This is a genomic window from Natronococcus amylolyticus DSM 10524 (genome assembly GCF_000337675.1).
GTDB classification, from domain to species: Archaea; Halobacteriota; Halobacteria; order Halobacteriales; family Natrialbaceae; genus Natronococcus; species Natronococcus amylolyticus.
In genome coordinates this window covers 1-10,562 of the sequence record NZ_AOIB01000032.1, presented here as the reverse complement: position 1 = coordinate 10,562, position 10,562 = coordinate 1, and the positions used below count along the sequence as shown (strand labels likewise).

Annotated in this window: 11 protein-coding genes and 2 pseudogenes; 3 read left to right on the top strand and 10 right to left on the bottom strand. The window is 62.7% G+C overall.

The genetic code is table 11. From position 1 onward, the window contains the following. Nucleotides 1-771: 771 nt before the first annotated feature. The gene (locus C491_RS23395; RefSeq protein ID WP_005558492.1) at nucleotides 772-924 is read left to right on the top strand and encodes a transcription initiation factor IIB family protein; all 153 of its coding nucleotides are present in this window, start codon (nucleotides 772-774) and stop codon (nucleotides 922-924) included. 478 nt (nucleotides 925-1,402) lie between these two features. Here C491_RS23395 and C491_RS22675 read toward each other — a convergent pair. The 8 genes and pseudogenes from C491_RS22675 to C491_RS24295 all read right to left on the bottom strand — a co-directional run. Continuing rightward, nucleotides 1,403-1,585: pseudogene (locus tag C491_RS22675) on the bottom strand (IS1595 family transposase); the annotation flags it as partial. A gap of 437 nt (nucleotides 1,586-2,022) precedes the next feature. Then, nucleotides 2,023-3,279 (bottom strand): thiol-disulfide oxidoreductase DCC family protein, encoded by a 1,257-nt coding sequence (locus C491_RS16920; RefSeq protein WP_005558489.1) that lies wholly within the window; start codon nucleotides 3,277-3,279, stop codon nucleotides 2,023-2,025. Next, nucleotides 3,276-3,923, bottom strand: a complete 648-nt coding sequence (locus C491_RS16915) for a hypothetical protein (protein ID WP_241431359.1) — start codon at nucleotides 3,921-3,923, stop codon at nucleotides 3,276-3,278. Before C491_RS16915 ends, C491_RS16920 begins: the two co-directional genes overlap by 4 nt. A 546-nt stretch (nucleotides 3,924-4,469) precedes the next feature. Beyond that, nucleotides 4,470-5,075, bottom strand: coding sequence for a hypothetical protein (locus C491_RS16910; RefSeq protein WP_160167166.1), 606 nt, complete (start codon nucleotides 5,073-5,075; stop codon nucleotides 4,470-4,472). A 44-nt stretch (nucleotides 5,076-5,119) separates the two neighbouring features. Continuing rightward, a complete protein-coding gene (locus tag C491_RS16905; RefSeq protein ID WP_005558483.1) occupies nucleotides 5,120-5,386 on the bottom strand; it encodes a hypothetical protein in 267 nt (88 codons plus the stop codon). Between the two features lie 222 nt (nucleotides 5,387-5,608). Beyond that, nucleotides 5,609-6,829, bottom strand: coding sequence for a Cdc6/Cdc18 family protein (locus C491_RS16900; RefSeq protein ID WP_005558481.1), 1,221 nt, complete (start codon nucleotides 6,827-6,829; stop codon nucleotides 5,609-5,611). A gap of 185 nt (nucleotides 6,830-7,014) precedes the next feature. Beyond that, nucleotides 7,015-7,170: a hypothetical protein gene (locus C491_RS23390; protein ID WP_169331748.1), complete on the bottom strand. Its 156-nt coding sequence runs from the start codon at nucleotides 7,168-7,170 to the stop codon at nucleotides 7,015-7,017. A 110-nt stretch (nucleotides 7,171-7,280) separates the two neighbouring features. Further along, nucleotides 7,281-7,770 (bottom strand): annotated as a pseudogene (locus C491_RS24295) (AAA family ATPase); the annotation flags it as partial. 1,112 nt (nucleotides 7,771-8,882) lie between these two features. On the opposite strand from C491_RS24295, the gene C491_RS24290 reads away from it, so the two are divergent. Then, complete coding sequence (locus C491_RS24290; RefSeq protein ID WP_206537577.1) at nucleotides 8,883-9,056, top strand: universal stress protein; 174 nt, start codon at nucleotides 8,883-8,885, stop codon at nucleotides 9,054-9,056. Here the strand turns inward: C491_RS24290 and C491_RS23005 are convergent. Then, nucleotides 9,021-9,197 carry a hypothetical protein gene (locus C491_RS23005; protein WP_160167165.1) on the bottom strand — a complete coding sequence of 59 codons (177 nt, stop codon included), beginning with the start codon at nucleotides 9,195-9,197 and terminating at the stop codon, nucleotides 9,021-9,023. The two genes, C491_RS24290 and C491_RS23005, sit on opposite strands and share 36 nt — an antisense overlap. 134 nt (nucleotides 9,198-9,331) lie before the next feature. Here C491_RS23005 and C491_RS16890 point away from each other — a divergent pair, with 134 nt between their 5' ends. After that, complete coding sequence (locus C491_RS16890) at nucleotides 9,332-9,595, top strand: hypothetical protein (RefSeq protein WP_049892216.1); 264 nt, start codon at nucleotides 9,332-9,334, stop codon at nucleotides 9,593-9,595. A gap of 701 nt (nucleotides 9,596-10,296) precedes the next feature. Here the strand turns inward: C491_RS16890 and C491_RS16885 are convergent. Then, on the bottom strand, nucleotides 10,297-10,485 hold the full coding sequence (locus C491_RS16885; protein WP_005558475.1) for a hypothetical protein: 189 nt from the start codon (nucleotides 10,483-10,485) through the stop codon (nucleotides 10,297-10,299). Nucleotides 10,486-10,562: the final 77 nt, after the last annotated feature.

The following is a 10,562-nucleotide window of genomic DNA, read 5'->3' as shown; positions in this document are numbered from 1 at the left end:
CAGCTGGCACCTAGGGAGGCGGGCCGCCGGTCACAACGCGGTCGGTCCCGGCCGCGTGCCGAGCCGGCGGCCAATCGAGCACGGTCACCGCGATGGGGATCGGTCCTGGACCGTCGTCCCCATCACGGCCTACCGCAGCGCGTCGAGACAGTGGTCGGTGGCACCCGTCGTGTGGACGTCGTCCACCGTGTGTCGCTGTGGAACTCCCGAATCAGGGGCTGACAGCGGTCGGCGACGAGCAGGCCGACACGGCCGTCGTCACGGTCGGGAGTATCGGACACCGGCGCCGGTGTCGAGGACTTGCTCCTCCCCCACTGTTTGAACCACCGGATCACCTCCCGAGCAACCGCTCTCGAGCACCGGTCTTATCGCTGGCAGCCGCTCTCTCGGCGCGCTCGTCTGCGCCCTCGGTCGGGTGTCGAAAACCGCTGGACACCGAAACACCGACACCGCCCGTCTCGCGGTCGCCAGCGTCTGCTATACGGGTTCCGAGGCGATCTTGGCGGGCTGGATCTCCCCTCGATCCGGCCGGAACTCGTCTTCGGCCTGTACGCTTCCGGTGTTGACGGGCCGGTGACCGCCGTCCACTCGAGGTCGTCTCCGAGACGATCGCTGCCGAGGCAAGCCGACCACTTTCCTTCAGCGACCAGCTGAAATAGCTAGAGCGCCACCCCAGAGCGCACCAAGTCGATCCCTCGCTTAATCTTATCCGTAGGGTGTCATACCCGTTTGATAACGCTTACCGGAGACAGGCGGTAATGCCTCGGTGGCATGACCCGGGCGATCCCGTCGCAGTGTCCCGAGTGTGGCTCGCTGAATGTCAGCATGATAAATATTTCGCCGGACGACCACGAACGCGGCGACGAGTGGGCGACCCGCGTCGAGTGCACCGACTGTGGCGAGTACGCCGAGTGGTTCGACTGAGCCGCGGCGCTCCAGGACCCCGAGCGGGCCGGACCCGCGCGACTATCACCGGCGTGCAGGCGCCCTCCACTGTGGCCCCGGTTGCCTGCCCTGGTGTGCCACCCTCGAGTCGGCCCCGCCTCGTCGGAGAGCCGGTGGTCGGTGTTCTTTCGGTCTCGAGACTTGTCGCTCGAGTGTGCCCCACAGGTGGTTGCGGACCTCGGCGATCCCCCCGCCGATGTTTTTTGACGGCGGTCGCGGCGGCAAACCCCGCATGCTCGAGTGTGTCGATGTGGGCGGGTTCGTGCTCACAGGAGATGACACCCGAGAGCCGATCCTCGAGCCACTCGATGTGGGGGCCGGGCTCGGCGACCGCGGCCACGACGAGCTAGTCGAGCGCGGTCTTGCCGAACTCCAGTCCAACGACCGACTCGAGGAGTGCGGGCGGTTCGTGCCCGACTCGCTTGTGGCTGTGTCGTGCTGGCCGGCCCGCCCTCGAGCCGCTCGACCGCGCGAGCACCAGGTTCCAGACAGCCGGGAATCCACGCTCGAGTGCGGCTTCCAGGTCACGAACAGCGGTATGAATGGTGTTGTCCGCGCGATCGAGCACGATCACAGTTTGAGTGATACTGAGCAAAGTCTCGGCGGAACGAATGAACGCGAGAAGGAGCTCGGGAGCCGGTGCAGTCGAACCGCCAACACTCCACGCTCGACTCGTACTCCAAGCGTTCGGTTCGCACCGTCTCCACCCCCTCGGGCCCTCCATAAACAACGATCTTTTCACTCATAACGCGACTTTCAACCGGAACGGGGATGAACGTTCAGACTGATCCGGTAGCGTTCACGGGTGCCAAAGCGGCCGATCAACCTCGAGGATGGTCGTTACTCGCCAGCCCTATCCGCAAGGCGAGAGCGGGAGTTGTACAGGCCAATCCAGTACGGTTGGATCGGACTCTGAGGGAGGTGGCGGGCCCGCAGCACGGGTCTGTGCCCGTGACGGTCGTCGGCCAGGCAACGCTCGTATAGCCAAGGCAGTCGACGAGCCTCACCCGGCCGAGCGCACCGAGTTCACTCCCGACTGCCTCGGTCGAGAGAACGGACGAGCGACCCGCAGTCAACTCAGGACTGGTTCGTCTCGAGATTGCAGACGAAGCGACGACTGCGGTTACGGGCGAGATACTCGTAGGCTCGGTTGCCGACAGTCCTGACCGGCGGGAGTGCCATCACCAGCGTAATCGGGGCGAAAATCCGAAACTGCTTGAACAGTTGTCGGAACGCCTCGTAGCCGCCATAGGCCTTGCCGTCCCGGAACAGGTACATCTCCGCGTCGAGGTTGACGTCGTCCCGAGTGGCTAGCTCCGGTGGCACGTCCGACTGGGAGTGAAACTGCACCGAACGGTTGATATCGAGGTGTTTGAACGGGTAGAGACACCGGGCACAGAACGCACAGCGTTCGTCGTACACCAGCGTGGCGTCGTTCGAGTTGGCCGCAAGCTTTCGATAGCCGACGTCCCAGGCGACGAACAACACGAGAACGAGGAACATATCGATGAAGTAGAGGCCGAGCGTGGCGATCACGGACGTATGAAAGCCCAGCAGTCCGAGGGCGGACAGCGTGATCGGCAGCCCCAGCAGGATCGTGACGATCAGCGACAGCTGGACCAGCGCGGTGCCGACGAAGCCGAGCCAGCCCAGTATCTCGACCTCGAGGATCGGCGCCGCCAGCGGTCGGTCGACGCCGATCAGTTCCTGGGCTTCGAGGATGTCCTGTCGAAGTTCGGCACCGGAGAGCCAGATCTCGAGCGGCCCGCTCATGATCTTGCCCCACGCGGCCCCGAGATACATCAATCCGACGACGAGCAGTCCCCATCTGAGTGCACGCAGCCGGTACTCCTGGTTCGGCCCCTCTTTCAGGAACGCGTTCAGCTGCTCGAGCGACCGGTTTCGGGTTCGAAGGAGCGCGTCGACCGACAGCAGATCGTCCTCGTGAAAGAACGCGAACAGCAGGATGAAATACGCACAGACGAACAGCGATTCGACGGTGCCGGCCAGGTAGATCGTCGACTTGACCGCCAGCATATGCATCACCAGGAGACTGGCGAGACCGCCGCTCCAGCGGATCTTGTAGCCGACGATGAACGAGACCAGCAACGCGGCGACCACCCACTGCTGGTAGGGCAACAGGGCGAAAAAGAGGTCCTGATGGAGGAACGCGATCGGGTCGTTGACGTGGTGGTCGGGCCATTCCCCGTAGAACCCCCAGTCGAGCGAGACGACCCGCCAGAGGACCCAGGTTCCGAGGAGAACGCGAACGACGGCGAGGTTGAACGGAGACGACCGGCTGTCGTCGGCGAAGTAATTGACGAACGCACTCATGGGTTGTCGTGTTCGGTGATGGTTTGCTCGGCCACGTCGACCGTAAGCAGGAGCTGTTCCTCGTTCGATTCGACCGCCGTCGTATCGTCGGTGAACGTTATCGTTCGTTCGTAGACGCGGACCGCCTCGAACGCCTCGTAGGCCGCGAGCTCGTCGGCGGTCCAGGGCTCGTCGTCGACGTATCGCGGGGGCTGTAACCGTTCGTAGGCGGGTGGCCCGCCCGACTCGATCTCCGCCCGATGCTCGATGGCGTTCGAGACAAAGAACTCGCCCATCGCCAGCCGCTCGTCGTCGTCGTACTCGGCGGTCATGTCGCCGGCGATCGTCGACGTTCGCGACCCGCTCGTCGGCGGGGTCGCGCGATCGTCGTACTCGAGTTCGTTGCCCGCCGCATCGACGATGCGAACCTCGTAATAGGTCCGTTCCTCGTCGTTCGGTTCGGCGAACTTGTGCATGTCGACGACCGGCATCAGCGGCATCCCGACCAGCGTAACCGCCAGCAGCGTCGTAAAGAACCCCGCGAGCCAGACCTGCCGTGCAACGTGTCGGTGGGCGAACGCGAGACAGCACAGCGTCCCGAGGAAAAACAGCACGTACACCGCGGGAAAGATGATCTCCGTAAACGGGGCTAGATGATCTAACACTCACTCAACACTATGTGTGTCCAGTAGATGAGGTGTTGAATAAAATCTCGTGTCAGTTTCAAGTGCTGACACTCAGGCAGATCATTGAAACAGCTGAAGACGGATCGAGACCCAATTTCGATCGCAGCCCCATCTTAGCATCGCTTCTCGCGTCAGTCCGCGGGCGGCGTCCCCACCGGCGCCGTATCGTGGGCCGGCCACGCGTGGCCCCCACGTCACTCAACACTGGGTGCCGATGCGCCAGGACGGCCCGCCCAGCCGCTCCCGTCCGTCGATCGCCGGGCAACGCTCGAATCGCCGGGACGCGAGCCGCTCGTCAAAACCGGCCGGCCATCATTGCCTGGACCGCCGTCCTCGAGCTCCGGATTCGGCGGGGCGAGAGCGCGACCGCAGACCGTCACTGATGAGAACGGAGCTGTGGCACACGTCGCGGAAAATTCAGCCACGGTAACGAGCTGAGTTCCAACCGCGCCGACCCAAGTCGACCGAGCAAACGACCCGTGCCCAGCACCGTCCTCCGATCGTCAACCGACCACTGCGCCCCGATTATCCGCTGTAGCTCCTTCCTGAGAGATACTCGAACTCCGCTATCCGAGACTCGTAGCATCTGTCGACGAGCACCCCGAGCGGGTCGTCTATCGGTTCATCGGTGAACGGCTCCGGCTTCTCGAGCGCCCACTCCTCGGCGAGTTGCTGTTGGGTTGGATCGTCGAGCGTGTCCTCCGCGAGGTCGATCACCATCGACCCGTGCTTGTGGGTGGCCAGCCACGTCTCGAACTCGATACCGAGCCAGTCCTCGGCGAAGCGACGATTCCCGTGGTACGCGATATACAATGTGGTGTACTGCGCCCGGATGTCGTCTGCTCGGTCGGACGCTTGCTCGCGGTCCTCCGCCGAAGGGAGGTTATCGCTTTCCTCGAAGATGGGGGCCCATATCTGTCTCTCGAGCAGGTGGAACTGCAGCACGGTCGTATGGAGGTCGTACACCGCCTCGAACGCAAAATGAAGCGAGAGGTAGCCGAATGCGAGCGTTTCGCCCTGCTGCTCGGTCGGGCATGTTTCGTTCAACCGCTCGATCCAGAAGTCTTTCCCCTGTGCCTGTGCGACGAAGAGGTACCGGTTGCGTTCTATTGGATCAAGCTCGGCGAGCACCTCGTTGCTGAGCGTCTCGAGATCGCGTTCGAGTCGGCGTTTGGTCATCGCTTCTCGAGGCCGGAGACCGTCTTGAGCAGATCGACCTCCTCTTCGAGGACATCGAGGTCCTCGTCTTTCAACAGCTTGCGGTACTGACCGGCGAGATACCCCTGCGCGCGGATCCACTTGATCTGAAGCTCTTGCTCCTCGGGCGAGTCGGCCGCCGGGGGATCGATCCGCTCCTGCATCTCGTCGATCGTTTCGGCGAGGATCTCGAGGATCTGCTCGCGGTCAGTGCGACTTGGCTCGAAACCGGTTTCGGTTCTCATACTGGGTGCACGTCGTCGATACCATCTCGGGCACCTGACCGGTGTCGGCCGGCAGTTTACCGCTCTCGTGATGTGTTGGCACGACGACTGCTGTGGAGGGGTTGGGGATCTTCCGGTATAAATTGCCGGGAAGCGCAGCGAAACCGGTTCCGTTCCGATGCCGGTCACATATGAAACGTACGAGGTGTCATTTCAGCCCCTGTCGACCGGATTCACGGACGGCTACCGCTCGAAAACGGTGTCCAGATACGTTGAATCGGCGGCGTACGGGTCTATCGCCTCGCGGACCCAGCGCGGTTCGAACGTCGTTTCGATCTGCTTGACCCGACCACTGTCACCACGGGAGTCGATCCAGGTCTCGACGAGGCCCATCGTCTCGAGGTCGGTGACGAGGGTCTGGATCGTGCGCGTCCCGAGCTGAAGCTCCTCGGGGTAGCCGTCCTGGTGGAGGTAGTCGTAAATCTCGCCTGTCGAGACGGGCTGTTTGAGACCGGTCGCGTCGTTCCAGGCGGTGATGCCGGCCAGCACCACGAAGTGGTTGGCCGGCAGGTTACATAACCTGTCGATGACCGCCGCCCGCTCGGTCGTCTCGAGGGTCGCCTCGAGACACTCCGTCGTCAGCCGCTGGCGGCCGTCGTCGGCCGCGCGTTCGCCGGCCTGGCGAAATAGCGTCAGCGCCTTCCGGGCGTCGCCCCACCGCCGGGCGGCCTCGCGGACGCCGTCGGCGAGTACGTCGTCGGGCACCGCACCCTCCCGAAAGGCCCGTTCGAGGCGGGGCTCGAGAATCGCCCGGAGCTCGCGCTCGTCGTAGGGCGGAAAGCAGATGGCCTCGTCGCTCATCGCGCTCTCGACGCGGCTATCTAGTCGAAGGTCGACCTCGAGCAGTTCGTTGCTCACCAGCCACACCGAGAGGGCAAGCCCCCGTTGGAGGCGGCCCTCGCCGCGCAGTAATCGATAGAAGAAATCACTGGGGTCGTAGTTCGCATCGTACTGGACGTGGTCGATCTCGTCGAGGACGAGCACGGTCCACTCGGGGTAGGCCTCGAGGGCGTCCCAGATCGCCTCGAAGACGCCATCCAGCCCCGCGTAAGCGCCCTGCTTCTCCCCGCCGACTGCGGCCAGGATCTCGTTGGCCGCGCTGAACAGCGTCTGGCACTCCTTGAGATTCACGTACTCGACGGCGACGCGGTCGTGCCGGGCGGCGAACTCCCGACAGACGCGTCGCGTCGTCAGCGTCTTGCCGGTGCCCGGCGGGCCGTAGATCGAGACCGTCGGCGGGAGGTACCCCTCCTGAACGCCGTTGAGAATCGTCGCCAGCTCGCGTTCCTGGTCGTCGCGGGCGTGGATCGTCGGCGGGTCGGCGAGCGGGTCGAGGGCGGCCTTGTCGGCGAAGGGGCTGTCGTCGGGCGCCGTCGCCTCGAAGAGGTCGTCGTACTTGCTCATACCGCGAGTATCGGTGGTAATGGAGTGTCAGCAATGAACGTATCGCCCGTCCGTTGGCCCGCCTGGATCGTAGAACTGGTCACTTCAGGGAGTCGTGATCGGTGTCAGTAGCTCGGTTGCGAGCTCCCCAGCCTCCGGTTCATCGGTGACGCCAGCGACAAAGACGTTCGTATCGAGAAACAGCCTCATCGCCGTTCACGAAGGCCCCGAACTTCGTCGACGGAATCGACGTCGAGTTCGGATGCCAGTCCGCGAAGCCGCTCGCCGAGTGGCTCGCGGTCGTCATCGCCGGCGTCGTCCGAGCGGGCGAATTCGGCCACGTCGTCGGCATACACTCCCATAGATAGCCGAACGAGCGCTACGGGCAAAACAGTTCGGCAGCGCGGCGGACGACGATTCGACCGCCGAACCGAGAGCCATGCCTGCGGGCGCGTTTCCTTCGGGATGGTTACCTAGCAGAGAACTCGTTGGGATCGTCGTTCGAATCGTGTCGGACGTGGTCGATCTCGTCGAGGACGAGCACGGTCCACTCGGGAGAGGCCTCGAGGGCGGTCCAGATCGCCTCGAAAACACCGTTCAACCCCTCGTAGGCCTTCCGTTTCGTGCCGGTGAGCTCGACGAGGATCTCGTTGGCCACGCTGAACAGCGTGCGACACTCCTTGAGGTTGACGTACTCGACGGCGACTGACTCGGTCCGGACGGCGAACTCCCGACAGGCCCGCCTCGTGGTCAGGGTCTTGCCGGTGCTCGGCGGGCCGTAGATCGAGACCGTCGGTGGGAGACACCCCTCCTGGCGCCGTTGAGAATCGTCGCCAGCTCGCGTTCCTGGTCGTCGCGGGCGTGGATCGTCGGGGGGTCGGCGAGGGATCGGGGGCGGCCTTGTCGGCGAAGGGGCTGTCGTCGGGCGCCGTCGCCTCGAAGAGGCCGTCGTACTTGCTCATACGATCGCGGGTGCCAGTGGTAGCCGTGTGAGAGTAATGAACCCATCGCACGCGCCGGTGATGCAGGTGGCCAGCGACCGCTAGCGTCCGCTCGAGTGAGTGCGTGGCTAACACGTCGAGTGGCGGCCGGCGAGACAGACTCGGGGGCCTGTCGCACGTGTCCGCCGACGCGGTCGACTGTTGGGCAATGGTATCGGCTGCCGCAGTACGATGCCCAGAGGAGCGAAGCGACTGGAACACTCGCCGTGGCCTGGCTCTTGAGGGCCGCTGATCGGGACTCGATGCGGTCACGAACTGCGAGGGCATCGAGCCGGTCGACGGCGGTCACAGAGGAGTCTTCCCACAGGAACAACTCACCCCCAATCGGTAGTTGGCGTCAGGGTTGTCGGATTCACTCCCGTCGTTTACGACGGGATTCTCTCCTCGTAGAAAGATAGAGCGAGACACATTATTGAAATGTCGAGTATACATCTACACTTAACCCAAAGCCACACTAGATTTATGTGAGGTGTTAACTAGTATAGAGGTAGATGGGTAGATTTGGTGACCTGATTGACGCGACGCCTGTCGAGCACCGACTCCAGACCACTGGTAGTGATCGCTCGCTCCTCCGAGCGAGTGGCGTCAGTACTTACAGCGGGCCGTAGCCGCACAGACGAACTGCGGCCGTTAGGTGTGCGCCCCTGTCTCGCGGACAGTCGCAGGCCTGCCGAGATCGTCGGTGCCTGCGTCGAGGAGCTGGCCAGGCTGTTCGTCCAGTTGAGCGAGGACAGCCCGGTTACTTCCAGCACGCGGTGAGACGAAATGGTAATGAAAACAAAATGAGGGTAACTCGCCGAACCGTGCTCATTGGGCTTTGGGGGATCGTTGTCGCTGCCGGTGTTGCTATCGGCCTCGGAGTTCTCAGTCAGGGCAACATGAGTGATCGGACGCAGTAACCCAGCGCACGCTCCATACGAGCGGAATCCGCTCCGGAGGTGTGCTCCTTGCTGAACCGCTTCCGTACTCCAACCGTAGTTCGCAGCTTGCAGCAGTGAATTCGAGTTCGTCCTCGAGTAGCCGCTCGGCAGGTTCCGGACTACTACGTTCGTTCCCGGTCGAGACCGGAATCGGTGCACGGCGGTCAGGAGCGCTTCAGTACAGACGTGTTGGGGAACCATCTCGATCGAATCGTGAGGGGGACCCGCGACAAGACGGGCTTCGAGCGCTACGTGCTCGGTCGTGTCGCAGAGAAAGTGGTCCCGACATCATCAGTTCCGGTCCACATCGGTGATCGCGATGGCTGAGAGAGGCACGTACGCCGTTTGTGGATGTGGGCTGAGGAGGTGTGGGGTTCCGTTGGAGTACTCTTTAACCGTGGGCTTCCTCCTTGCATTTCTGTGAACCCAGCTGGTACCCTCAGCCTCCGGGTCGTCCTCACTGAGCACTGTCGCCGGGCGCTCGCGGGAGTCTCGTCCGCGTTCGGGAGGGTTGGGACACCGTACCAAGGGGCTGTGTGTAGGGACCTAAAACTACTGTATTTATAATAGATAGATCACCTGTGCAGTGGTGAGAGCCGACAATGAGCAAGGAAGGGGCCATGTTCCAAGAAACAGTAAAGTTGACCGATGCCGCCCGCCATTCTTTCATATCCCGTGAGTTCTTAGCTCAACGTAGGTGGGGGATCCTCTTGCTCGGCGTTACGTACGCCATCGTAGTCGCTCTACTCCCGCTCGCCGTTATCTCTGACTTCTGCCGACTCTTACCCTACGGGACACATGCCGCGCAGACGGACGACAGTCCTCCCTCCGAGAAGTCGGGTGAAATCAAGGGTGAATCGAACTGAGACGATATCAATACCGTCTACACTCAGCTCAGTCACCTCCCGTGTCCGTTCCTCGCCTGCTCGAGAGGCGGTCGGGGAGAAGGCGATACTGGCGAGACCATCAAGAAGCCGTGATCTGCACCGATATGCTCCTCCATTCATGTTAGTGGTAAACTATTAGTCGGTGAGACTGAGATGGCTACATGGCTGGTAGGTCCGACTATCCCACTAGCACCCCTGGGGAGTACTACTGGCCTGCCTGATCCCTTCAGGACATGATAGGTTGGTCTCCCTACCCACCAACCTCACACCGACGCGATCTCGTGGACGTCGCGAAGGCCAGAGTCACCTTCTGGCCTTCGCATTCCCCGGCATTCGACGGCGTGTGGCCCTCTTTGTAGGAGGTCTGGTTGGTTGTTGTACCACCACCACCAGTACTGACCTCGAGCAGCCGGGGGACGGATACTCGTCGGTCTCGACGGCGTTACTCTCGGTCAGACGGCCCCGCGATCAGACACCGACGACGTCGGCCTTTCCGAGAGGAGTTGAAGGTGTGTTTTCACTTTGCATGCGGGGTGGAGGAACTAGGAAGCCCACTCCCCGAGCGAGTGTTGAGCAACGCCGTGAGACGGGTGGTGCGCTTCCATCCGTTCAGTACAGCGCTCGCACAGGTGGTCGGCCTTGAGCGTTCGTCCCGACGGTTCGGTCCACAGCGGTGGTGCTCAGCTCTCGGCCGGACCACCTGAGTCGAGCGTCAGATAGAGCGAGTTGTCGAGCGTCTCGGTCGGCTCATCGACGACGGGCGTCCAGAGCAGCGGGACACCGTTGTCGGAGCGAATCTCGAGCTCGAGTCGATCAGTGGCGTGTCGATAGCCACACTCGAGCGCAACCGCATCGTGACGTGCTCCCACGACTAAAGTCGTGGGCTTCCCACCCGGTGTTGGCCGGGCAGGTCAATCCTGAAGGTTGGGAATCTAAGCTTTGTGAC